General features: G+C 63.1%; 18 protein-coding genes and 2 pseudogenes. 16 read left to right on the top strand and 4 right to left on the bottom strand.

All coding sequences use genetic code 11. The features are described 5' to 3' along the window. Positions 1-90: 90 nt before the first annotated feature. The 4 genes from ACH49N_RS04700 to ACH49N_RS04685 all read left to right on the top strand — a co-directional run bounded on the left by ACH49N_RS04700 (position 91) and on the right by ACH49N_RS04685 (position 4261). The gene (locus ACH49N_RS04700) at positions 91-1026 is read left to right on the top strand and encodes a LysR family transcriptional regulator (protein ID WP_358276112.1); all 936 of its coding nucleotides are present in this window, start codon (positions 91-93) and stop codon (positions 1024-1026) included. Between the two features lie 662 nt (positions 1027-1688). Then, complete coding sequence (locus ACH49N_RS04695; RefSeq protein WP_358276110.1) at positions 1689-2774, top strand: alpha/beta fold hydrolase; 1086 nt, start codon at positions 1689-1691, stop codon at positions 2772-2774. A gap of 3 nt (positions 2775-2777) precedes the next feature. Continuing rightward, positions 2778-3305 carry a GNAT family N-acetyltransferase gene (locus tag ACH49N_RS04690; protein WP_358276108.1) on the top strand — a complete coding sequence of 176 codons (528 nt, stop codon included), beginning with the start codon at positions 2778-2780 and terminating at the stop codon, positions 3303-3305. Further along, the gene (locus ACH49N_RS04685; RefSeq protein ID WP_358276106.1) at positions 3302-4261 is read left to right on the top strand and encodes an alpha/beta hydrolase; all 960 of its coding nucleotides are present in this window, start codon (positions 3302-3304) and stop codon (positions 4259-4261) included. Before ACH49N_RS04690 ends, ACH49N_RS04685 begins: the two co-directional genes overlap by 4 nt. A 736-nt stretch (positions 4262-4997) precedes the next feature. On the opposite strand, the gene ACH49N_RS04680 is transcribed toward ACH49N_RS04685, so the two are convergent. Further along, entirely contained in the window at positions 4998-5873 is an 876-nt protein-coding gene (locus ACH49N_RS04680; RefSeq protein WP_358276104.1) for a mycofactocin-coupled SDR family oxidoreductase, read from the bottom strand. A 562-nt stretch (positions 5874-6435) separates the two neighbouring features. On the opposite strand from ACH49N_RS04680, the pseudogene ACH49N_RS04675 reads away from it, so the two are divergent. The 4 genes and pseudogenes from ACH49N_RS04675 to ACH49N_RS04660 all read left to right on the top strand — a co-directional run. Further along, positions 6436-6720 (top strand): annotated as a pseudogene (locus tag ACH49N_RS04675) (IS110 family transposase); the annotation flags it as partial. An 83-nt stretch (positions 6721-6803) separates the two neighbouring features. Beyond that, positions 6804-8066 carry a site-specific integrase gene (locus tag ACH49N_RS04670; RefSeq protein WP_358276102.1) on the top strand — a complete coding sequence of 421 codons (1263 nt, stop codon included), beginning with the start codon at positions 6804-6806 and terminating at the stop codon, positions 8064-8066. Then, positions 8063-10555 carry a site-specific integrase gene (locus ACH49N_RS04665; protein ID WP_358276100.1) on the top strand — a complete coding sequence of 831 codons (2493 nt, stop codon included), beginning with the start codon at positions 8063-8065 and terminating at the stop codon, positions 10553-10555. Before ACH49N_RS04670 ends, ACH49N_RS04665 begins: the two co-directional genes overlap by 4 nt. A 59-nt stretch (positions 10556-10614) precedes the next feature. Continuing rightward, positions 10615-11411, top strand: a pseudogene (locus ACH49N_RS04660) (transposase); the annotation flags it as partial. 728 nt (positions 11412-12139) lie between these two features. Here ACH49N_RS04660 and ACH49N_RS04655 read toward each other — a convergent pair. After that, complete coding sequence (locus ACH49N_RS04655) at positions 12140-13768, bottom strand: AMP-binding protein (protein ID WP_358276098.1); 1629 nt, start codon at positions 13766-13768, stop codon at positions 12140-12142. Between the two features lie 285 nt (positions 13769-14053). Here ACH49N_RS04655 and ACH49N_RS04650 point away from each other — a divergent pair, with 285 nt between their 5' ends. From ACH49N_RS04650 to ACH49N_RS04635, 4 genes are all read left to right on the top strand, one after another. Further along, positions 14054-15691, top strand: a complete 1638-nt coding sequence (locus ACH49N_RS04650) for an NAD(P)/FAD-dependent oxidoreductase (protein WP_358276096.1) — start codon at positions 14054-14056, stop codon at positions 15689-15691. Between the two features lie 27 nt (positions 15692-15718). Beyond that, positions 15719-16630, top strand: coding sequence for an alpha/beta hydrolase (locus ACH49N_RS04645; protein WP_358276094.1), 912 nt, complete (start codon positions 15719-15721; stop codon positions 16628-16630). A gap of 153 nt (positions 16631-16783) precedes the next feature. Then, on the top strand, positions 16784-17929 hold the full coding sequence (locus tag ACH49N_RS04640) for an acyl-CoA dehydrogenase family protein (protein WP_358276199.1): 1146 nt from the start codon (positions 16784-16786) through the stop codon (positions 17927-17929). Positions 17930-18240: 311 nt separating this feature from the next. Then, positions 18241-18516, top strand: coding sequence for a hypothetical protein (locus ACH49N_RS04635; protein WP_358276092.1), 276 nt, complete (start codon positions 18241-18243; stop codon positions 18514-18516). A 211-nt stretch (positions 18517-18727) separates the two neighbouring features. On the opposite strand, the gene ACH49N_RS04630 is transcribed toward ACH49N_RS04635, so the two are convergent. Continuing rightward, positions 18728-19327, bottom strand: a complete 600-nt coding sequence (locus ACH49N_RS04630) for a TetR/AcrR family transcriptional regulator (RefSeq protein ID WP_358276090.1) — start codon at positions 19325-19327, stop codon at positions 18728-18730. A gap of 227 nt (positions 19328-19554) precedes the next feature. Between ACH49N_RS04630 and ACH49N_RS04625 the strand changes: the two genes are divergently transcribed. Next, positions 19555-21579, top strand: a complete 2025-nt coding sequence (locus tag ACH49N_RS04625) for an NAD(P)/FAD-dependent oxidoreductase (protein ID WP_358276088.1) — start codon at positions 19555-19557, stop codon at positions 21577-21579. 24 nt (positions 21580-21603) lie between these two features. Here the strand turns inward: ACH49N_RS04625 and ACH49N_RS04620 are convergent, their stop codons facing one another. After that, positions 21604-21984 carry a hypothetical protein gene (locus ACH49N_RS04620; protein ID WP_358276086.1) on the bottom strand — a complete coding sequence of 127 codons (381 nt, stop codon included), beginning with the start codon at positions 21982-21984 and terminating at the stop codon, positions 21604-21606. A 496-nt stretch (positions 21985-22480) separates the two neighbouring features. Between ACH49N_RS04620 and ACH49N_RS04615 the strand changes: the two genes are divergently transcribed. The 3 genes from ACH49N_RS04615 to ACH49N_RS04605 all read left to right on the top strand — a co-directional run bounded on the left by ACH49N_RS04615 (position 22481) and on the right by ACH49N_RS04605 (position 24444). Beyond that, entirely contained in the window at positions 22481-22651 is a 171-nt protein-coding gene (locus ACH49N_RS04615) for a hypothetical protein (RefSeq protein ID WP_358276084.1), read from the top strand. A gap of 472 nt (positions 22652-23123) precedes the next feature. After that, entirely contained in the window at positions 23124-23573 is a 450-nt protein-coding gene (locus tag ACH49N_RS04610; RefSeq protein ID WP_358276082.1) for a hypothetical protein, read from the top strand. Further along, the gene (locus tag ACH49N_RS04605; protein WP_358276080.1) at positions 23563-24444 is read left to right on the top strand and encodes a zeta toxin family protein; all 882 of its coding nucleotides are present in this window, start codon (positions 23563-23565) and stop codon (positions 24442-24444) included. The genes ACH49N_RS04610 and ACH49N_RS04605 overlap by 11 nt, the downstream gene beginning before the upstream one ends. The last annotated feature ends 79 nt before the right edge of the window (positions 24445-24523 follow it).

Raw genomic sequence — 24523 nt, 5'->3', positions numbered from 1 at the left:
ACATGAGCAGGACGTCTGTAAGATAGATCACAAGGAAGGGGTGGTTGTCGCTGGCGCCACGGTCGTCCAGACAGTCAGGAGTGCACGAAGATGGACATGGACGTACGGCACATGAAGATGTTCGTAGCCGTAGCTGAAGAAGGAAGCATTCGTCGCGCGGCTCAAAAGTGCTTCACCGCCCAACCCCAGGTTTCGCAGGTCATTCGTAGGTTGGAGCGAGAGATCGGCGTGGACCTCCTCGAACGCTCTCACCGCGGTGTTGAGCTGACCCCGGCTGGCATCGTCCTTCTCGATCAGGCGCGGCATCTCATCAGCAAATTCGATCACGCGGTCCAGATGGTCCGAGACACTGCGGTAGCGCGTCCTTTAGTCGTCGGCCTTATGGCTGGACAGATTGCCGCCGCGGAACTGACCGTGCCCATCATAAGGGCGTTCAAGAACGCATATCCTGGCGTACCGATCAAAATCCATGAGTGTACTTTCGAGGAGCAGTTCAGCGGACTGAGGGATGGCGACGTTGACATCGCACTTGTGCGCCCACCGTGCTCCGAAGATCGCCTTACCGTTCTGCCGCTCTTCCGCGAACCCCGGCTGGTCTGCATGAGTAAGAGTCACCCACTCGCGGATGCAAGCAACTTATCCGTCGACGACATCCTCTACGAACCCATGATCGATATGGTCAACGTTCCTCGCAAGTGGGTCGATTTCTGGCTCCTGAACGATCTTCGTCAGGAACCCGGACAGACCCGCAGCACACCAGCGGTGACAATCGCCGAACTGAAATTTACCCTGATGTTCGATGATGTTCTCATGCCGATTGCGGGGAGTGCCTGGCGTATGGGGCTTGAAGACCCATCGCTCAAAGCTATTCCGCTGAGCGATGCCACCCCATCTGAAATCGCTGTTGCATTTAACCCGGAGGAGCTAAGGCCGGAGATTCGCGCCTTCGCAGACTGCGCCCAGGAAACCAGCCGACTCATGATCGATCGCGTTCCTGGCGGCGATCTCTGCGAGCTTTCCCGGTAAATATGCTGTTAGCTCGAACCAGCGGCCAATGTGACTGGCGAGAACCCGACGACGACGCTGCAGCGTCCAACACCAGACAAAGTGAGTCGCTGGTTTCGTGCGCGAAAGACCAAGGACTGAGACATCTGTCCGAGAACAGCAGCGCTTTCGTCCCCGATGCGCTGTGTCGACGGTGGCGAGATCCATTGGTACTGCCGTGATACGAAAATCGTCTCACCGGAGCGGCTGTGCGTCGTACCGCTGAGCAAAATAGCGCCGTATCGTTGTTGTCGTAGCTGATTTCACAACGATAGGAAGACCTCGATGCACAACTCGCCTGGCGAGGTCACGGTGGTCGGCCGGAATCGCCTTTCCCGACAAGAAGGCCGCGTCGATGAGTGAACATCCCGCTCGCCGCGCTTTCGACTCCATAGAGCAGGCGATCGCACGACCCGTAGAACGAGCCCTCGGCGCCCCGGAAGCCGCCGAACTACTCGTGGCGGCGAGTCGCGCATCAATGTGGGGTAGGCGGCGTGTCGCGGACGTGCGGTCTGCGTTGGTTCATGTCGCCGCTCTGCCGTCGATCCAGGATATCCGTCTACTTTCGGCTCAGATATCGCGACTGCAGCGCAACGTTGAGGAAGTCGAACAATTGCTTCAGGATCTGAGGATGGAGGGTTTCGGTGAGTCAACCGAGCACCGGAACGATTAATCGCATACAGCGGGAAATCGAGCGAAACGCCGTTCGTGCCCGTAACGGAATAAAGTATCTGATTGGCGGCGACTGGACCACGCCGCACTCGACACCGAAAGATATTGTCTGGCAGCAGGGTGATGTCAAGCTGTGGCGATACCATAGCGACAAGGTGTCCATATCGCCGCCCCTACTTCTCTTCATCGGCCTGGTCTCCCGCAGCTCAATCTTTGATCTGCATGAGAAAGTCAGTTTTGTCCGGAATCTTCGCGACGAAGGATTCGATGTATTCGTCTTGGATTGGGGTACACCGGGTCCGGGTGACGCGGACAATACACTGGAGACGTACGTCTGCCGGTATCTCCCCCGTGCGGTCCGCGCTGTTCTGCGAGCCTCAGGTGCTACGGATCTGACTGTTCTCGGGTACTGCATGGGCGGTAACCTCGCACTGTTGGCTGCGGCGTCGCAACCGAAGCTCCCCATTCGCAACCTCATCACGATGGCGACGGCGGTCGACTTCAGCCAGATGCCGGCACAGTTCGGTGTTTTGCGCGACCCGAATCAAGATTTGGAAGCGTTCATCGATGGTGAAACCGGATGCATCTCACCGAACCTGATAGAAGCTGCTTTTCGGGTCCGCAAACCGACTGCTGCTGCCGCCCAGTATGCCAACTTGTTGGAAAATCTGTTCGACGACACATACGTCGAAGGCCACCAAGCGATCGCAAGGTGGACAAGTGATCATATTCCGCTGCCCGGAGGCGTAGCACGGCAAGTTGTGGAAAGCTGGATACGTCAAAATTCCTTCGTGAACGGGACATTGCGCGTAGCAGGTCGACCCGCAACCCTCGAATCGATCAGATGCCCGGTGCTGAGCATCGTTGCGACACGCGACGAGATCGTTCCTCTCGCCGCAGCGCAGCCGATGGGTGCGCTCGTAGGTTCGTCGGATTTCGAGATGCTGAAACTTGATGCCGGCCATATCAGTCTGGTGATTGGGCGCGGCGCGCGGAAGGTAGTGCTGCCAAAGATTCTTGCGTGGCTCATCGAGCACAGCGAGGTAAGGGAGAGCTAAGAGATGCCAGTTCGTCACCTTGAGCCGGAAGATGCCGTCGCACTGCGTGACTTCTTCCGATCGATACCGGAGCAAGACGCACGCTTTCTGAAAGAAGACTTGGCGAATCAAGAGGTAGTCGATACTTGGCTGGGAGCTGGCCGAATTGTTCGGCTTGCTTATGTGGGCGACGATGACCGTATCGACGCGGTCGCCTCCATCGCACCGGGGATCGGGCGGAGCGACCATGTAGCCGAACTCAGGCTCCTCGTGGGCACAGATAGGCGCAGGCGCGGGATAGGGCGCGAGCTCGCACAGACGGCGCTCATCGCTGCCGTCCGTGCTGGATACCGAAAAATTACTGTAGAGGTCGGGGCGGCACAACAAGGCACCATCGATTTGTTCCGCGGACTCGGCTTCACTCCTGAGGCGCTACTACGAGATCAAGTACGCGCAGACGATGGCACGCTGTTCGACATCGTTGTGCTTGCCCAGCTCGTCGACCAATCCTGGGAAGCGCTCACAACTATCGGCGAAAGTGAACTAGCATGAGACCCGGCGAAAGTCGTATCCATCATGTTGCCGGTTTGCGACTCAACGTCCGGCAGGCTGGTGACGGACCTCCAGTCCTTCTGATCAACGGACTGGGCGCGCACACCTCCATGTGGGATGCCGTCGAGCGGAACTTAACTGGAATGCGGCTAATTTCGTACGATTCGCCGGGTGTCGGCCGTTCACCCTCGAAGTATCCGCCACCCTCTATCAAGCGACTCGCGGACGTTCTGGCGGAACTCCTCGATCAACTAGCGCTGCCACAAGTCGACGTTTTGGGCTATTCATTTGGGGGAGCGGTCGCACAGCAGCTTGCCTATCGCTATCCGGACCGAGTCCGTCGCCTTGTCTTGACCGCAACACTTCCCGGCTGGGGAAGTGTGCTAGGAGAACCCAAAAGCATCGCGCTCGCCTACAACCCACTCCGCTATCTTTCGCGGAGCGTCTACGAGAGCACAGTTGGCGACCTCGCGGGCGGTCAGGCGCGCACCAGTGCTGCGTTTCGAGCACAACAGAGTTTCTATCGGCTCGCTCAGCGACCGAAGCTACTCGCCTACTACTGCCAGATCGCCACCCTGACCACGTGGTCCAGTTTGCCCTGGCTGGGTGAGATTGCAGTCCCCACCTTGGTCGTCACCGGTGATGACGATCCACTTGTGCCACCGGCCAATAGCTACCTGCTTGCCCAACGAATCAAGTGGGCGCGGCTCCTAGTAGTCCCAGACGAAGGTCATCTGCTGTTGCTCGATGAGCATGGACAGGCCCACGAGCCCCTCCGTGAATTTTTCTTGTCGCCGAAACTCGATGACTCGACCACGTGGAATCGCGCGGCCGTCATCGACAAGGACACGTCGATCGCAGCCGCCCGTCAGCGCGGGATCGGGGCAGCTCCCTGGGCCCAATTGAGCACCTTCTCGCGTCGCCGGCTCCTGCGATCCCGAGGTCGCGGGTGGTGAGCTGCACGCCGGATACGTTGGCGTGATCGGATCGGATGTCGATCACCGATGAGAAGCTCGCGATCACGTTCCAGAGTGATCTCACGCCCCCAGCAAAGGCGCGAGCATGCCCACAAGTAGTTCACCGCGGCCCCACTGTCCTCGCGGCATCAATATCGGCGGACCGACCGGTGTTCCTGTCGAGTCGACTCGATGATCCCCGCCAGCTGAGGCGCAGCGCGTCGCGTTCCTTTGCGGCGAGGCCGGTCTGTCAGGCCGCACGCCCGGTCGTGCATCTCCGCACCACCGACCGACTCGTCGTCGATGTCCTCGTTGATCGCCTTTTCAGCAGTGGCGGGCCACCGGACCACACCGAGGCGGCCGCCGTTTGCCAGCAGAGTGTACTGACTGATACCGGTGCGTACGCGACACAGCGGTGGAAACTGCCGAAGACGGAGCCGTGGAGATTCCGCGGCCGAGGTCGGTGAGTCCACGGAACGTTCGCCCGCCCGACACGAAGACGTTGAAAGACGGAAGACGTTCGGCACCAATGGATTCTACCAGCCTGAGCACCGGATACCGGTCGAGCCGGACTGCTCCGACCAATCGAGAGCGGGGGACAGAGCAGTTAGCGGTCCGCCCCGATGCATTTGTGGTGTCCGGCCCGATTATCGGGGACCTGTCACAGCCACCGTTCACCGGTGCGGGCTCGTCAGTAGCGACGAGCCCGCACCAACACAACCGTTCCTGTTAGGCGTCAGCTCTGCTCGGCGGCGGCTGCGGCGATGTTGGCCATATTCAGCCCAGGAAGAAGCATATGCCCACCATCAATCACCAGCTCGTGGCCTGAGACATAGCGCGACTCGTCGGAGGCCAGCCAGAGCACACCCTCGCTGGTCGCCTCTGGAGGAAGCATTCCAACGTCCTTCAGTAGGGCATACGCCTTGCCGCCGGACTCCATGCTGTCCCTGGTGCCCAGTCCAGAACCACCAGCCATCAGGTCCCAGCCGCCCTGCCAGTCCAGAATCGCCGTCCTGACCACACCGGGCAGCACCGCGTTGCAACGGATGCCATGCGGACCAAGTTCGAGAGCCACAGCCTTCATCAGGCCGAGGGCGCCGTGTTTGGCGCTGACGTAGTGCGCATAGTTCGTCCCCGCCTCTCGGCCGTTCACCGACGCGATGACGATCATGGAACCGGCACCGCGTTCAATCATGTGCGGCGTTACTGCCTTCAAGGTGCGCATCACACCGAGCAGATCGATGTCGACAACGTCCCTCCATTGCTCCTCGGGAATCTCCCAGAACGGGCCGACACTCCATGCCCCCGCGTTGGCCACCACAACGTCGATCCCGCCGAACTCGGTCAAGCCGGATTCGACTGCCGAGTCGAGATCGGCCTGAGACCGAACATCTCCCACGACGCCCAGGATGCGGCGGCCGAGTTTCTCGACCAAGTTCACGGTCTCGTTGAGATCGTCCTCGGTCGCCAACGGGTGGGGAATTGCGCCCTGGCTCGGGCAGTCGAGGGCGATGATGTCGGCGCCCTCCTCGGCGAGCCGAATCGCGTGCGCTCGGCCCTGTCCCCGCCCAGCACCCGTAATTAAAGCGACTTTTCCATTCATTCGACCCATCAGTGACCTCACTGTCGTTGTCGCGGTTGATACAACGATGCTATGGCGGTCGAAGGATTGTGACAGCCCTCACTTTCCTCTCCGGGCTATAGGAAACTCGTCTCACTGAATCGGGTTGCGGATGAGCGCTCGAAATCGATTTTCTTGTCAACTCGACTTGTTCGTCGTCTCATGGGAATCGGTCACTTTGCCACCCAAGGCATAGACACCGGCTAGGTGCCGACGACGGCGTTGCGATGACCATCGATGTTCATCAGTTGTGGATTCTCGTTGCCGCTGCCGAAGAACGTAGTCACCGTTTCGCAGTGCGGAGGCCCTAAGTCGCACAGCCCACGGTTATCGCAGATCATCCGTCGGTTGGAGCGTGACGTCGGTGCGGCCCTGCTACGCCGTGGTCGCGTTCGCCGAGAGGACCAAAATTGTTTGTCGACGAAGGTAACCAAATGCATTCGGCCACAACCCCAGTAGCACCTTAGACGATATGAGGGGCTGGACTGAGGCCCCTCACATGAGAACGTGGGTTGCTGACAGGAACGGGGTTCTGGCCGGTAGGAGCCACAAGATGTGGCAGGCCTCAGTGATCAAGAGTATCGGATTGGATGTGTTCGCACGATCGGTGGTCGCGTGCGGTCTCGACGGGCAGACCGGTGAGCTGTCCGAGCGGAGATTGACACCGGACCACGGCGAAATCTTGTGTTGGATCAGGTCGCTACCGGCTCCGGTGGCGGTGACCTATGAGGCTCGGCCGGCCGGATTCGGGCTGGCCAGATCGCTGACCGCGGTGAACATCGAGTGTCTGGTCGCGGCACCGTCGAAACTGCAGAAACCATCCGGAGACCGGGTCAGAGACCGACTTGTTGACCGAACTATCGGGCCGGTCTTTTGGAAGGTGCGTGCGGGGTTCGACTGGGCTCGCTAGGTTCGCTTCTCATGACCGACGACGGGGATGTGCCGCGGGAGTTGTCCGGGCTGGTGGTGCCGCTGCTGGGGTCGCTCGAGGCGACAGGAGATCTGTTCGAGCCGTATCGGCTCGTTGACGGCGATGGCGCGGTGGTCGTGCCGGTCGCGGCGTTCTTCGCCGAGTTGGCGGCGTGCGGGCGTCCGGCGACGACGCAGCGTTCGTATGGGATGGATCTGTTGCGCTGGTTCCGCTTCTTGTGGGCGCTCGGGGTGGGCTGGGATCAGGCGACTCGGATCGAGGCACGTGATTTTTGCCGCTGGTTGCAGGTCGCGGTCAAGCCGCACCGTCGGCATTGGCGTTATCCCGACGGCGATGCCCCGCAGTCGGGTGGGCAGCGGACCGCATCGGGGTCGAATGCGGTGACCGGCAAGGCTGTTCGCGGTGACCGGTACGAGGCGGCGACGGTTGCGCACTGTGAGAGCGTGTTGCGCGGCTTCTACGACTTCCATCTGGAGGCGTGCACTGGGCCGATGGTCAATCCGTTCCCATTGTCTCGGCAGCGCCGCGCAGGTCGGACTCATGCGCACCACAACCCGATGGATCCGTTCGCAGGGCAACGCAGCGGCCGGTATCGGCCGAAGGTCGTGACGCGGGCGCCGCGCTGCATCCCGGACGCCCGGTTCGACGAGCTGTTCGCACAGCTGGGTTCGCACCGTGACCGGGCACTGGTCGCGTTCTGGGTCTCGACCGGGGCGCGGGCCTCGGAGTTGTTGGGCGCCACGGTCGCCGATGTCGACCCGGGACAACAGTTGATCACCGTGATCCGGAAGGGAACTCGGGTGTTGCAACCGTTGCCCGCCGCACCGGATGCGTTCGTGTGGCTTCGGCTGTATCAGGCGCAGCTGGCCGGTCTGGTGCCGGCCGGCAGGGACGAGCCGTTGTGGTGGACGCTGCGGCGCCCGTTCCGGGCGCTGCGTTACGACGCGGCACGGGCGATGTTCACCCGCGCCAACGCTGCGCTGGGGTCGAACTGGTCGCTGCACGATCTTCGCCACACCGCCGCATATCGGATGGCTCGCGACCCGCAGATGCCGCTGACCGACGTGCAGTGGGTGATGGGCCACGCCAACCTGTCCACCACACAGCGTTATCTGAATCCGGTGACCGAGGACGTGATCGCCGGCCTGCTGGCCTTCCATGCCCGACAACGCGATGGCGACCCGGCCGCGCCGCCGGCGACGGAATACCGCGCCGAGAGTCTGCAGATCTTGTTCGGTAAGGACGAGTCGTGACCAACGCCGACTCACAGGTGCTGTTGACCGGAGCCACCGATACCGCGCCTGCGGCGACCGGCCCGGCGAATCCGACCGGGGCGCAACTGCTCGCGTCGTTCCCGCCCCGGCCGGTCACCGCGTCGTGGCCGGCGACCGAGGCGAGCCGAGCCGAGGTACTCGGCCGGGTCCTGTCCGCGCCGTGGGCATTGGACAACCCGAACAGTCAGCAGACTCGGCGACTGGGGATCCTGGCGGTGCTGAGCTGGCTGCAGACCCAGTCCGGGGACAGCTGGCAGCAGCGGTGGCGGGCCAGCGGCGCGGAAGACCAGCCGGACTGGCGGGAGCTGGTCACCCCCGAGGTCAATCGCGCGAAGCCGCTGCCGCACCTGAGCCCCGGGCTGCTGGTGCTGATCTGCGCCGATGTGATCCGGCCCAGCCAGCAGTGGCTGCTGCGCTTCGCGCCGGCGCGCCGCAACCTCGCCGCCGAGATGGCCCGCACCCGGGACCCGCACGCCTTCGCCGCACTCACCCAGTCGTGCACGGATGGCCGGGTCGGATTGCAGAGCGGACAGCAGGCACTGACCCGGATCGCGATCATCATGTCCGCCAAGGGCGGCCAGATCGATGCGGTGCGCGTCGGCGACTGCGTCGAGCTTCTCGACGTCGCCGCCTCCGTGCGCGCCACCTCCGAGGTCCACGCCCACAGCCCGCTGTTCTACCAGCTGCTGCGCACGCACGGTGCCCTGAGCGAAGATGCGCCCGCCGCGATCGAGATGTTCTCCGGCCGCGGGCAGCCGAGCTGTGAGCAGCTGATCGACCGCTACCGGATCGACTGCCGGCCGGTGCGGGACGTGCTGGTCGACTATCTGCGCGAACGTCAGCCGTCGGTGGACTTCTCCTCGCTGCAACGACTGGCCTACCTGCTCGGCAAACTGTTCTGGGCCGATCTACAGGCCCACCACCCGGGCATCGACTCGCTCACGCTGCCTCGCGACGTCGCCGCGGCCTGGAAGCAACGCGTGCTCACCCGAACCCGCACCAGAACCACCCCCGACGGTGACCGGGTCGTCGTCGCCTCGCCGCGACTGGACGGGCGCAGCGTGCTCACCGCCGTGCGCGCCTTCTACCTCGACATCGCCGAGTGGGCCGACGAGGACCCGGCCCGGTGGGGGCCATGGGCGGTGCGCTGCCCGGTCAGCGCCAGCGACGTCTCCCACAAGAAGGACCGGTCGAGGCGCAAGTCCCGCATGGACGCCCGCACCCGCGAACGGCTCCCGGTGCTGCCAGCGCTGGTCTCCTGGGTGGCGGCCGAACGCGCCGACACCGCCGAGTTGCTCGCCGCCGCCGAACGCGCCGAGCCCGGTGAGTTGTTCACCGCCGCCGGGGTGACCCTGCGCCGGTCGCAGATGAAGATCGAAACCACCGGGCGGATCTGGGCCGAAGACCCCGACAGCGGACCACGCCGCGACCTCAGTTTCGAAGAACACCGCGGGTTCTGGACCTGGGCCGTGGTGGAAGTATTGCGTCACACCGGAATTCGAATTGAGGAACTGACCGAACTGTCCCACCACAGCCTGATCCAATACCGGCTGCCGGCCACCGGTGAGCTGATTCCGTTGCTGCAGATCACCCCGTCGAAGACCGACACCGAGAGGCTTCTGGTGATCTCACCCGACCTCGCCGACGTGCTGTCCGCGATCATCGCCAGGATCCGCGCCGGTCAGCCACACGTGCCGCTGGTGGTCTCCTACGACAAGAACGAACGTGTCTACAACCCACCCATGCCGCTGCTGTTCCAATGGCGCCGACGACTCGAGAACCGCGCGGTGTCGGAGAGGGCGCTACGTAAATACCTCGACCATGCGCTGACCGCGATCGGCGTCAAAGACGCCAGTGACCGTCCGCTGCGCTACACCTTCCACGACTTCCGCCGACTGTTCATCACCGACGCGATCACACACGGGATGCCGCCGCACATCGCCCAACTCGTCGCCGGACACCGCGACATCAACACCACCATGGGATACAAGGCCGTCTACCCCGAAGAGGTGATCAACGGTCATCGAGCGTTCATCGCCCGCCGCCGCGCGCTGCGCCCCAGCGAGGAATACCGCACCCCGACCGATGAGGAATGGGCGCAGTTCGTCGGCCACTTCGAACGACGCAAGGTCGCCGTCGGCGACTGCGGCCGCTCCTACGACACCCCCTGCGTCCACGAGCACAGCTGCCTGCGCTGTCCGCTCCTGCGCCCGGACCCCGCCGCCAGGCCCCGCCTCGAGCAGATCCGTGACAACCTCCTCGCCCGAATCGCGGAGGCCGAATCCCGCCGCTGGTTCGGCGAGGCCGAGGGCCTGAAGGTCAGCCTCGCCGGCGCCCGCGCCAAGCTCGCCGAGATGGACCAGATCGCCGCCCGCCGCCACAGCGCCGTCACGTTGGGCATCCCCAGCTTCGCCGACTCCGCCGGCCGCACCATCACGAACCCACCCCGCTACCAGAACCATCCCTGACCTCGCCGAACCCGGCCGACCCACCTTCAAACTGCAAGATCATTTGTTAGTTCGGAGAAGATGCACGCGATGCCCGGCATCTGGCCCGGCTGTTGCACCTCGGGCAGATGGTGGCCGTGACCGTACCGGGCGTGGAGCAGGAGGCTGCCCGTGATCTGGTGCGTGCCCGCAAGGACTGTCGTGGGATCTGATGGCGCCCCGCACCGAATGTCGAAACTGTCGCTGAGACAAGGGATCGTGTACTACGGCGGCAACGCGTGGGCGATGGTGCACGACACCTGGCTGCGCCGGCAGAGTTTCTACGCACCCGGGTTCCACCTAACGTACGACACCGCCTACGACACCATGCTCGCCGCGGTCGAACGGCGAGACTGCCTCGACGAGGAATCACCCGAATGGCCGCGACGAGTGCCTACACCCCGGTGGTGTCCCGGCTCGGCTACCTGCGCGGGGGCGCGGCGCTGACCGCGTTCGGGCTGGCGGTGGAGATCGGCGACTGGCAGCGGCTCACCGGACGCTCGATCGGCGCCTACTTGAGGCTGGTGCCCACGGAACACTCCTCGGGCAGGTCCCGCTCACAGGGATCGATCACCAAGTCCGGAAACGGCCACGCACGACGACTTGATCGAGGCCGCCTGGCACTGGCGCCGGCCCTACCGCCACGAGCGCGAAGCTGCGCCGCCGGTGGAACGAGGCCGGCCCGGCGTCCCGGGCCCGCGGATAGCATGGCAACCGGCCTCTACACGAACGCTGGGCCGGGTTCGATGCCCGTCCTATGCGTCCGGCGCTAGCGAACACCGCCATCGCCCGTGAACTGGCCGAGTGGTCCTGGTCGCTGGCGATTCTCGACGACTGACGGTCCAGAGCACCATTGCACCCCCTATGACTGATCGTCGTCGTCAACTCGTCGGCGGCAGGGGCGGTCTCCTCGCTGCATTGCGGGGACTCCACCTTTGCCACTGCTCCTCGGTGACGACTGGTCAGGGACAGGGCCGCAATGGGTGGGAGGTGGGTCGCCAGCAGCGATACCTTCTGTCTGCAAACGTCCATACGGCGATGGGGTGGTGACGGCAGCGCCTGGGAGTGATCCGCGTCGACCCCATGAGCAATCCGCAACTGCGCGTGCGGATCGCGCTCGAGGTTAGACCAGCGATCCGCTCCAGCCGAACAGCCGTCATGCGGTACCCAATCCACGTATATCGGTTGGGCCACACGTTGATATCGACACTCTCGTCACCGCCAACACGTCCTCTGGACCAACCAGGCGGCGTCCACAAGCGACCGACATGGACGCCGCGTCACCGTGCGGTCTTGGCAAATCCCAACTACATATCGGGGTCGTGTCACGCTCGCGTCCGTCATTGTTTTCCCCGAACGCCGTTCCATAGCCGTGTGAATTCTCTGCGGTTTTTTCGAGAGCCGACATCCGGACGTTGGCAGTCAGCGACTGCTCTCAACCTTGGTTTGCGCAAATGCGAGCGCAATCGGCACCGGCAACCCGACCCGTGTCCATCGACGCGTCCGAGCGAGACGTGTCGCACCTTCCTGCAATCTCCGGTTACCTCGACGAAGTCTGCCAGATGTCTATGGCTGAGTGTTGCGGCGAGACTCGAGCTGCGCGCGCACACGGTGCTTCTGGATTTTGCCGGTGCTGGTCTTGGGCAGGTCGTTCACCACGATAAAACGTTTAGGTACCTTGTACCCGGCCAGGTGCTCTTTCGCGAAGCAGCGAATCGCCTCGTCGGCGATCGCCCGGCCCGGGACCGGAACCACTACTGCCGTCACGCTCTCGCCCCACCGCTCGTCCGGCATTCCGACGACCGCACAGTCGGCTACGTCCGGGTGTCCGAGCAGGGCACGTTCGACCTCCACGGACGACACATTTTCGCCTCCGGTCTTGACGATGTCTTTGATCCGGTCGGTGAACCAGAGGACACCCTCGTCGTCGAGGTAGCCGACGTCGCCGCTGTGAAACCATCCGTGCGTGAACGCTGCCGTATTGGCCGCCTCATTGTTGCCGTAGCCTTGCATCGCCTGCGGGCCGCGGTAGACGATCTCGCCTTCCTGCCCGCGCGGCAATAGCTCGCCGTTCGGTCCCATGATGCGTACGTCGGTGGTGATGACGGCGGTGCCCCACGAGGCGTTCTTGTCCCACTGGTGCGACGGCCACTGCAGCACCGACGGCGGGGTGAATTCGGTCTGGCCTGATCCGAGCACGACATCGGCGTTCGGGAACACCTGCCGCACATCGTCCAGGCGCTGTTGGCTCATCGGAGCCATGGCGTAGACCGCCATTCGTACGTTCTCGCTCCCAGGCGCCCCCTTGCCCGCCGCGTCCACGAGCTGGCCCCACATGATCGGCAGCAGCATCAAATGGGTGACTTGTCTGGTGGCGAGATCGCGCAGGAGCGCGTTCGGATCGAAGCTACGGTGGAGCACCACGGTCCCACCCGTAAGCAGCACCGGCAATGTCAGGCTGTTCAGGGCAGTTACGTGAAACAGAGGCAGCACGATGGGAAAAACCGAGTGATTGTCGCCCCGCTCGTGCCGAAATTGCACGCATGTGCTCAGCGCAGCCATCATCACTGCGACATGGCTGGTCAGGACGGCCTTGGGTCGCGAGGTGGTTCCCGACGTGTACAAGCACTGAGCGATGTCACGGTCCTCGACTATGACCTCGACAGCGGGGACCGTTGCACTGATGAGCTCCGCGAACGGCATCACCGGGATGCCGGCGAACTCGGCGCGAGGGGTTCCCGTACGTGCGACCACGACGCGCTCCACCGACGACGCCGTGGTCGCGGAAAGGGCCGTCTCGAGCAGCGCCGCGACCGTCTCCTCGACGACAACCACCTTCGGGCGGGCGTCGTCGAACTGGAACGCTACGCCCTCGGCCGTCAGGCCAAGATTGACCGGCATGCACACCACACCGATCTTCGCGCAGCCGAAAAACGTCACCAGGAACTCCCAGGAGTTGGGTATCAGCATCGCCACCACATCGCCCCTCTGCAGGCCGAGGTCGAGTAGTCCGGCGGCGGCGGCGTTCGACCGCGCCTCGAGTTCGCTGTAGGTCAGCACCACGTCCCCGTCGACAACTGCGGGCCGGTGTGGGAATTGCTGAGCTGCGCGGGTGGGAAGGTCACCGAGGCAGACCCGTCGCACGAGATTGACGGTCAGTGGCGCGACACCGCCGAGTTCCGGACGTAGGGACATCGTCTTTACTCCAATTCGTCAGAGGACCTCGCAGCCGGCCCGATCTGATCCTCGAACGCGAGACCTCTCGCGGGTAGCCCTCGTCTGGATATCGCCCTATCTGGGTTTCCTATCACCCAACAATCCTTTCGTCGTTGACGCGCACAGTGCTCAGAGGGCAACGTCGATAACACGCCCCACCGTGAGCGGCCACCCCAAATAGATGAGCGGGGTTGATGTGATCCCGGGGGCATCCACCTCATGCGTGCCCGTGTCGAGAGCCTGGGCCGGAAACGGAGATCAAGAATGTCCATACAGACCGAAACGCACCGAGACTCGCCGCACGCGAGGTCGACGGATTTCGATGCGGTGGTCGTCGGCGCGGGGTTCAGCGGACTGCGGATGCTGCAGGAACTACGCGGGCTGGGCCTATCGGCACGGGTGATCGAAGCAGGCTCCGACGTCGGCGGCACCTGGTACTGGAACCGCTACCCCGGAGCCCGCGTGGACAGCCAGAGCTGGGTCTACGCCTATTCCTTCTCCGAGGACTTGCAGCAGAACTGGCGGTGGAATGAGCGATACCCGGCCCAACCCGAGACTCTGTCGTATCTCGAGCACGTGGCTAACCAGTTCGATCTGCGGCGCGATGTCGAATTCGACACGAAGGTGCAGTCAGCGCAGTTCGACGATGCCAGCACCACCTGGACCGTCACTACGGACCGGGGGCACAGTTACACCTGCAGGTACTTCATCACAGCCACAGGACCGCTGTCGCAGCCTTACCTGCCCGACTTCGACGGGCTCGCCGACTTCGAGGGCCAGTGGTACCAGACCGCGCGGTGGCCGGAAGAGGGCGTCGACTTCGCCGGTAAGCGGGTCGCCGTCGTCGGTACCGGCGCCACGGCGGTCCAGATCATTCCGCAGGTGGCGCGTGAGGCGGCTGAACTCACAGTCTTCCAGCGCACACCCAACTGGGTACTGCCCGCCCGCAATGATGTCCTCACCGACTTTGAGGACCGCGCGATCAAGGCCAACTACGAGGCGATCTGGAATCAGGCCCGCCAGCACTTCTATGGCTTTCCCATGGACCCGGCAGGCCGCACCAGGGCCGACGTCACTGCGGAAGAGCATCAACGAATCCTCGAGCGCGGCTGGGAACTCGGCGGGTTCGGGTTCATCTTCGAAACCTTCGATGACATCCTGGTCGACGACGAAGCGAATAAGATCGTCGCGGACTTCGTCCGAAACAAGATCCGCATGATCGTCGAGGACCCGGCGACCGCTGAATTGCTTTGCCCCACCGATCATCCGGTCGGCGGGAAGCGGCCCCCGCTCGGGCACTACTACTACGAGACCTACAACCGCGACAATGTTCGTCTGGTGGATGTGAGCACGACCCCGATCACCCGCATCACCCCGAACGGGATTCAGGTCGGTGACGACAAGTACGAGGCTGACATCATCATTTTCGCTACCGGATTCGACGCGGTGACCGGGACGCTGAACCAGATCGACATTCGGGGTCGAGATGGCGTGGAGCTGCGCTCCAAGTGGGAGCACGGGCCACGCACTCAGCTCGGAATCGGTGTGGACGGTTTCCCCAACATGTTCATGGTATGCGGACCTCAGACACCCTTCGCCAACATCCCTGTCGTCGCCGAGGGGATCGTCGAGTGGATCGGCAGCACGCTGCAGCACATGCACGACAACGGGTTCGAGCGTATGGAGGCCGATCCTGACGCGGTCGAGCGGTGGCGCAAGCACCTCGATGAGATCGTCAACGCGACAGTTCTGGTCAAGGGCAAGCGAGCCTGGTGGCTCGGTGACAACATCCCTGGCAAGCCGCACGCGTGCCTGTTCTACTTCGCTGGCGCCGGAGCCTATCGGCAGGAATGCCAAGCCTGTGTCGAACAAGACTATGCGGGATTCACTTTCACAAGATAACCGTTGACCACACAGTAGGAGACCAGCATGAGCACCACCGTTCCCGACGCACTCAAGGAAAGCTACACCGCGATATCCGCCCGCATGGCCGCCAACCCGGAGATGGACATTGCCACGCTCCGCAACATGCTCGACAGCTTGGAGTCGCTCGCCGCCGAACCGACTGACGTCACCTACGAGGACGTTGACGCCGGGGGGGTGCCAGCGATCCTCGCCACACCCAACGGCGCCAGTAAGGATCACATTCTGGTCTATGCCCACGGCGGTGGCTGCGTGACCGGTTCCGCGGCCAGCCACCGCAAGGTTGCTGCGCATGTCGCCAAAGCAGCCGGTGTCCGGGCAATCATCCCGAACTTTCGGCTCGCCCCCGAGTTCCCGTTCCCCGCTCAGATCGACGACCTCATTGCGGTGCACCGGTGGCTGCGTGCAAATGGCTACCGCCCGGAGAACACCGTCACCGCGGGTGACTCGGCGGGAGGGAACCTTTCCATTACTACTGTCCTGAAGCTGCGCGAGCTCGGCGAGCCGCTGCCTGCCGCCATCATGGGATTCTCTCCATGGTTGGACATGGAAAACCTCGGCAAGACAATGGAGAGCAACGCCGACAGTGAGGCTCTGGTCTCGCGTGAGGTCAGCGAGTTGATGGCATCGCTCTATCTCGGCGACACCGCGCGAACCGAACCGCTCGCCAACCCGCTACACGCCGACCTGGCCGGGCTGCCGCCTGTCTTCGTCAGCGCGGGCGATGCGGAGACTCTGCAGGACAACGCCGAACGGTTCCACGACAAGGCCCGGGCCGCGGGAGTCGATGTAACGTTGGAGATCCAGCGAGGCCAACAGCACGTTTACTTGTTCATGGCCGGAAAATCCGAAGAAGCCGACACCACCATTGCCAACGCCGGGCGGTGGCTCCGCGAGCGCCTCGGCCTGAAGAGCTAGGTAAAGCGCAGCAGGTGGTCGGTGGAACAGCATCCAGCTTCCACCGGCCACCTGCTGGGGTGACAGCCCTCAGGCAGAGGCAAGCAGCAGCGGGGCGGGCAAGCGACTTCGGCCGAGAATTAGAGACCACCACAGAGAGGAATCACCGACATGGTGATGTTCACCGAAGAGCACATCGCGTTCCGCAAGATGGTTCGCCAGTTCGTGGACAAAGAGATCCAGCCGAACGTCGACAAGTGGGAGGCCGACGGCGGGTTCCCGGCACACGAGCTGTTCCCCAAGCTCGGCGCACTCGGTCTGCTGGGCCTCGAATACGACAGCGCCTACGGCGGACAGGACGCCGATCACCTGTACACGGTCATCCTGAGGGAAGAGCTCGGCCGAATCGACGCCGGCGGCGTCCCCATGTCGATCGGAGTCCAGACCGATATGGCCACCCCGTCGCTGCACCGCTTCGGGAGCGAAGAACTCAAACAAACGTATCTCGCGCCCGCAATCGCCGGCACGGCAGTGTGCTCGATCGCCGTGACCGAAGCGGACGCAGGATCGGACGTCGCACGCCTACGCACCCGCGCAGTGCGTGACGGCGACGAATGGGTGATCAACGGGTCGAAGCTATACATCACCAACGGAACCCAGGCGGACTGGATCTGCTTGCTCGCCCGCACCTCCGACGAGCCCGGTGCGAAGGGTTTCTCCCAGATCGTGGTGCCGACCGACCTGCCGGGCTTCGCGGTCTCCTGCAAGCTCGACAAGTTGGGGATGCGGTCCTCCGACACCGCCGAGCTGACGTTCACGGATCTGCGGGTCCCCGTCACCAATACCATCGGGGAGATCGGCCGGGGCTTCCAGCAGCAGATGACCCAGTTCCAGAACGAGCGGATGAGCGCTGCTTACGACCGGGTCGGGGGACTGCAGCAGGCCCTGGACCGAACTCGCGACTATCTCAAGCAGCGGACCGCGTTCGGCAAGGCTCTCATCGACAACCAGCATGTCGCGTTCCGGCTCGCAGAGCTGTACGCCCGCCTCGACATGCTGCGGCAGTACAACTACGCCTGTGCCGAGGCCTACATGCGCGGCGAGGACACCAGCCGCTATGCGACGGTGGCCAAGCTCGAGATCGGCCGGCTCTCCCGCGAGGTGGCAGCGACCTGCCTCCAGTACCACGGCGGCATCGGCTACATGGAGGAGACCTGGACCGCCCGATTCCTCCGGGACATGACCCTGACGTCCATCGGCGGCGGCGCCGACGAAGTAATGTTGCAAGTCCTCACCAAACTCGACGGACTCCACACCTGAGACGTCCCGAAGAGGAACTGCCGCAGCGATCTCGAAGAGCCGGGCACCCGCTGCATTGCGCCCTGCCGTAGAGCGTGTCTTATGTGGCGAGTTTCTTGAAGCTGAACAGGCCGCGGCCAGGCGGACGAATCCGGCGATGTTCACGCGGTTCGGGGCGGATGGTTAGCGCCGATAGCCGGTGACCGGGCGATGGTTCGTCCTTCCACGAGGTCCGGCCGAGTCGGTCGTTGTGCTCAGCCGCCGCGGCGAACATCGCTTGAACGTCGTCTAATGGTTCCCGTCGCCCTGCAGCCGAGTGGGACGAAATGAGGATGCGAGCGACGCCCGAAGGTACGAGTGAGAAGGAGTCGGTGTCCCATACCGGGGTGGGGCCCGGTGCTTTGGTGCGCCGACAGTCCGAGGACGCGAGCAATCCGGCGACCGAGGTCTACACCGATCGGATCGACATAGGGGAGGCGGTCGCGATTGGACGCCGAACCTGGATCGACGGTCAACCGTCGAGGACGACCGCCTTCCCTCACACCGAAGACGTCACCGTCGATTCCGGTGAAGGCCGTACCGCGTCGGTGCGCAGTCAGGTCGGCTGAGGAGCCCGTGACCCGAGCCGCGTCGGCGAGTGGCGTTTGAGGGACATTTCGACGATCGGACGGCCAGTCGGTCGCGTGATGCATCTGAAGAACGCCCCCGCGGCGAGATTGCTCCAGTGTGGCAAGTGGATCGCATCCGCCATTCGGGGCGGCAAGACCTCGGGGGCGGCAGAACCTTGGGGGGAGGCGGGCCTACCGTCGCGGGAGTCGGTCAGGAGGCGCCGAGCATTTTCAGTGACAGATCGACGTACTCGTCGATGAGTCGGTCCCGATCCAGGGTTCCCGCTCGGTCGAACCATTCTCGGACACCGTTCAACATGTCGAGGATTGCCATAGTCGTGATCGCCGGGTTGCGCACACTGAAGCAGCCGCTCTCGGCCCCTTCTTCGATCAGCTCGAGTAAGGCATCGTGATAGCGACGTTGGAGGACGATGCCTTCTGTGCGTTGGTCAGGATCGAGCGCATAACGTATGGGATTGCCGAGCAGGAGTTCGGGTCGTCGCTCGTCGCTGACCTCGATATGGATGCGGATCACGTCGGCCAGCCGCTGTCGCGGATCGCGGGTGCGATCGTGCAAAACGGGCACAGTTGCGGCGACGAAATCTGTCATGAAGTTCGTGATAATGGCGTGCAGGACAGCCTGCTTGTTCGCGAAGTGGTGATACATCGTCGAGGACGAGATTCCGACGGCCTCACCGATGTCGCGAATGGACGTCCCGGCGTAGCCGCGCTCGTAGAACATAACGCTGGCGCACCGCAGAATCCGCCCTCGCAGCACCGGGCCCTCATCGAGAGACCGCTTCCTCGCCACGGCACACCCTTCCGCTCCTATTGCGTCGTGAAACCACCTTATCAGCCGTGTCGATCGAGCGATCGCCGTGTATCCGTCGCGTATTGACGTTCCGGCGCAATAGCCGCTAACGTGTCGATCGAGCGATCGAGACGCTTTTCTGTCTCGCGGATCGATGGATCCCGGACTTTCCAACGTCGCGACAGCGCAATTTCGAGCGCGAGCGGCGACACGATGAGGTGGTAGCAATGGTGAAGGCAAACAAACAGGACCGGAAGTCGAACGCGGGAGGAGGATCGGTCTCCGCATTGACGGGGGTTGGAACTTCTGAAGATGCGAGATCATGCCCGAATGCCCCTTCAGTCCTTGCCCGCGACAAGCTCCGAAGCGCGATTGCGGAAGCGGACCTGCCTGTGCTGTTGATGGTGCTAGTCCATCTCACCGGTGAACATCGCTGGATCGAACCTCCGTTCCTGCCGGATCGAGACATGCGCATCTTCGCTGACGAATCAGGTGGGTTTTCCATAGACGTACAACAGGAGATCCGCTGTGCCGCAGTTGATGTGATATCGAAGATCGCCCCCGGCGACACCTTCGCGGACATCTCCGAGGACTTGTTCAGCGAGATGATGCGAGTTTGTGTGGCTGATGAGGTGCCGCCGGAATACGGTCCCCTCCTCCTCGAAGAGATGGGTTTTCGCGACAGGAAACCCGCGGACCCGGTGAGCGTCGGATCTGAAGAATTCAGCGTCCTGGTGATCGGTGCCGGCGTCGCTGGCATCGCCGCTTCTGTTGCGCTGACGACGGCAGGCATACCGCACATCATCATCGAGAAGAATCACGATGTCGGCGGGACCTGGCTCGAGAACACGTACCCGGAGGCCGGCGTCGACACGCCGAACCACTGGTACTCCTTCAGTTTCGCTCGAAACCATGACTGGAGGCACTACTTCTCCAAGCAGCCAGAAATACTCGACTACCTCAGGGGAGTCGCTGACACCCATGGTGTCCGCGAGCGCATCCGATTCGGTACTGCCGCACGATCGAGTCGCTATGACGAGACGAGGCAACGGTGGCATACCGTTCTGGTGCTTCCGGATGGAACGGAAGAGACGCTCGAGACGAACGCCGTGATATCCGGAGTGGGCGGCCTCAACCAGCCCAAAATTCCTTCGTTTCCGGGGATGGAGTCCTACGGAGGGACACTTTTCCACACCGCGCGCTGGCCTGCAGATTTGGACCTCACCGGCAAACGAATCGCCATTGTCGGCACCGGAGCGAGTTGCGTCCAAGCCGCCCGCCTCACAGCCGAGCGAGCGAACCATCTCACAATCATTCAGCGTTCACCCCAATGGATTTCACCTAATTCGAACTATCGTGCAGAGGTTGGCCAGGGCAAACGCTGGTTGCTGCAGAACGTTCCCTACTACGCTGCATGGTATCGGTTCACTCTGTTCTGGCGATATGGTGACAGTCTGCTGCCGCACATCACTGTCGATCCCAACTGGGAGCATCCGGAGCGGGCCGTCAACAGCAGCAACGACCGGCATCGAAAGTTCTTCACACGTTACATCGAGCAACAACTCGATGGACGGCCAGACCTCGTCGACAAGTCACTGCCAACCTATCCGCCCTACGGGAAAAGAATGATCCTCGATAACGACTGGTACAAGACGATCCGGCGCGATGACGTGACGCTCGTCGACGAAGCGGTGACGAGATTCGACGAGACAGGTCTGATTACCGACAGCGGAGAGCATCACGACGTCGACATCGTCGCATTAGCGACCGGGTTTCACGCGACCCGCTTCCTGTGGCCTCTCGAGGTAATCGGAAGAGACGGAACGTCAATACGGGAGGCATGGAACGACGACGACCCACGGACGCACCTGGGCATGACAACGCCAGGCTTCCCAAATCTGTTCATGATGCTCGGCCCGAATACGTTCCTCGGGCATGGCGGGAGTGCCATTTTCATCATCGAGACCCAGATCAATTACATCGTCAAGTGTCTCGTACGGATGATCCGTGAAAGAATTGGGACCATTGAGCCACGAATCGAGCCCTTCGAAGCCTACAACGCCAGTATCGAGGCGGCCCATGAGAACCTCGTGTTCACCCACCGAGGAATGAACAATTGGTACAAAAACTCCCGCGGCCGTGTCGTAACCCTCACACCATTCAGGCTGGTCGACTACTGGGGCATGACGCGCGATCCGGATTTCACCGAATACGTGACAACGCCAGCCATCTCGACACTTCCCAAGCGATAGAAGGACATCAGCAAGCGAACTAGGTCACACACCGAGAACGACCGGGTGGGCATTCCCGTGCTGTTCCACCACTGCTTCGGCATGGTGATCGGCAGTTTGGCCTGCACCAGTCGCGGCGCTGCCATGGTGATTACGGCCCAGTCTTCGATCCGAGGCTACCCCCGTGCCATCGAGCGTCGCACCCATGGCCAAGGCGTTGACCGCAGTGCTGACGCACAGCGTTCCAGTTGCCCCGTCGATGAGAACAGTCTGCCCGGCACGCACGCCGGCCTTGCGCAGGCCCGCATATGCTGTGCCCAGATACCCAAAACGGCTGGCTTGTTCGAGGACATCACGGTCGCGGTCCTCGACACCCAGGCCAGGTGGGCGGCAATTAACCAGGAACGACTCGCCGGCCGGGTGCACGTGGCGGGATCACCGCGACGCGCGGATCACCTGCACGACCATCCTGGTCGGTATCCCGCCCGCGGGGTGGGGTGCCGGCACGGCCGAGACGAAGGCGCCGTGATGCTGGTCGAACGGGTACACCACCGGGCATCATCATCGATGCCACAGGTGACTCGCCGACCGGGGATGAGCACGTGTCGTCGACTCCTTCCTCGATGACTTCGGTTTCATCGTGGATGTTCGGTGATCGGCGTCCGCAACCAAACATCGCGGTGGCGCAGTGGGGCCTGAAATCCTCGTCGTCGAGCTTTTCCAACAGCGCAAGCGGGACAGCGGAGTGCAACTCGTATGTCGGAGCTCTCGGCTGGGAAACGACCACGGTTGGGAGACTTGCTCTGGCCTCGGCGCGGGTGGGAATCGCCTCTACGGAAGGCTCATCGTTTGGACGCCTTTTTCGGCAGGCCGGATGGGTGGGCGCCGACGACGGTGGGTACCCCATAGATGGTGATGTGAGATGACCTCCCACGAGGCGATCCGGCGCTGGATCGCGCAGCAGATGTGCCTCGACCTCGAGGCCGCCGATCCGGCCGTCCTGGCTTACCTCGACGAGGTGACGGCGGTAGCCGAGGCGGGCTACGTGCGGTCCCTCCTCAAGCTCGGGAGTTACCGGCCCTTGGAAGGTTGACCTCCGGACAGGTCCGCGGCCGGACTATTTGTCCGGTATAAGATCCGACCCGACGGCGTATTCTCCTCGCTTTCAGCGTGGTTGCATACGGGGTGTGATCCGCCCCGTTCCGGCGCCATCGATCATCTAGTTGTGATTGCTCACCGAGCTCAACCTTCCCCGTAGGCGAGGAGCGGCACCGGCAGGAGAACCGATGCAGGTCTGTGTCGGTGCTTGGCGTTGACTGTGGTTCGCCGATGACGGAATCGACGTGGTGTCGACGGGCTCCGACTCGTGTGCCGCTTTAATGGTCGCCGGGCCAGCCCTGCTTGTTGAGCCGTGCCGCCCGAGCATTCGCGTGGGTGACTCGTGCCTCCTGCCATTCCTGATCGGTTCCGGGCGGTCGTATCGAGGGTATGCATGGAGCCGCGGGTGGGCTCGGCGGAAACCACGGTGATACAATTCTGTATAAGTGCAGTTGGAGGTGGTTTGGATGGCGTTGACCGGTGATGTCGAGCGTGATCTCCGGGCGATCCCGGCGGAGAAGGAACTGCTGCAGATCAAGTTGCTGCGTGCGGTGGCGCACGCGACGGACAATCAGGTGCCGCAGCGGGTGATCGCGAAGAATCTGGCGGTCACGCAACCGGAGGTCAGCCGGATCGTGAAGAAGCTGCGGTTGAACCCGTCGGCCCGGGACCGCTCCCCGCGGGAGGTGTTGCTCGAGCATGCCGCGAAGCGGATCGATCACGATCGGATGATGGCCGAACTGATCGCCTGGGACTACACGTTCGGCCACGTCCCGGCTGACGACCCGTTCGGGGAGAGCTATGTGCGGGGGACCTGGGATCAGATCGAACGCTCCCGCGACCTGCTCAGTGACGACGACTATCGGGTGCTGCTCGCGGCCACGGCCGACCGGCGTGCGCAGGCGAATGCATTCTGACCCCGCTGCTGTCGCTGCCGACCTCGAGGCTTGGTGCCGGCCCGGCGGGATCCTCGACAAGAACGGTCCTTCCGCGTCGATTCATCTGTTCGACCCGGTCGCTCGCCGCCGGACCCGGGACGCGATCGTCGACGCCTACCTCGCGGAACAAACCGACGTCGGGGTCGGCCGTCAGTTTCTGGCGTTGGCGACCGCCGGCCCACCGGGGGTGGGGAAGTCGTCGAGTATCGACCGCCGGCACCTCGCCGGGCAGGGCTGGCGGGTACTCGATGCGGACACGATCAAGGACTACCTGCTCCGCGATGCCATCGAGCGGGGCGTCTACACCGACCTGCTGAGCATCGACCTTGCGGACGGGCACCGGCTGATGCCCCGCGAACTCGCCACCCTCGTACACACCGAGTCGACGAAACTCCTCGACACCATCACGGAGATCTGTCTGTCCCGCGGGGAGAACCTGGTCCTCGAGGGCACGTTCAGCTGGCCCGGCCTCGGCCCGCGGCTCATGCGCGATCTTGCCTACGCGGACTACGAGAAATTCACCATCCTCGATGTCGAAGCACCCCAGCACATCACCCGCGCCCGGGCGTTGACCCGGTGGTGGCGGGGCCGGCAGGAAGCGTTGCGTGGCGGTGGCGGTTTGGGTGGCCGGTTCACCCCGGGGTTCGTCATCGATGCCCTCTATATCGGCGACTTCGAGGAGACGGTGTGCGCCCGCAATGCCCGGGCCGCGTTCGATCATCCACTGTCCGCGGAGATCCCGACCGTGGAGTTGCTCGTCGAGCATGCCGACGGCGGTGACGAGACGTGGGTAAAGGAGAACGGCGTCGTGGTCTACCCGCAGATTCCAGCCGACCGACCCGAGCCCTGACCGTCCCGATCTCAGGCACAGTAGCGGGCAGATCAGTTGCTGCTTGCCGCGAAGTCGCCTTGGTGATGGACCAGGAAGC

Source organism: Rhodococcus sp. NPDC019647 (assembly GCF_044389235.1).
Lineage (GTDB): Bacteria > Actinomycetota > Actinomycetes > Mycobacteriales > Mycobacteriaceae > Rhodococcus_F > Rhodococcus_F oxybenzonivorans.
The sequence above is the reverse complement of the archived record's forward strand: the minus strand, read 5'-3'. Positions and strand labels throughout refer to the sequence as shown.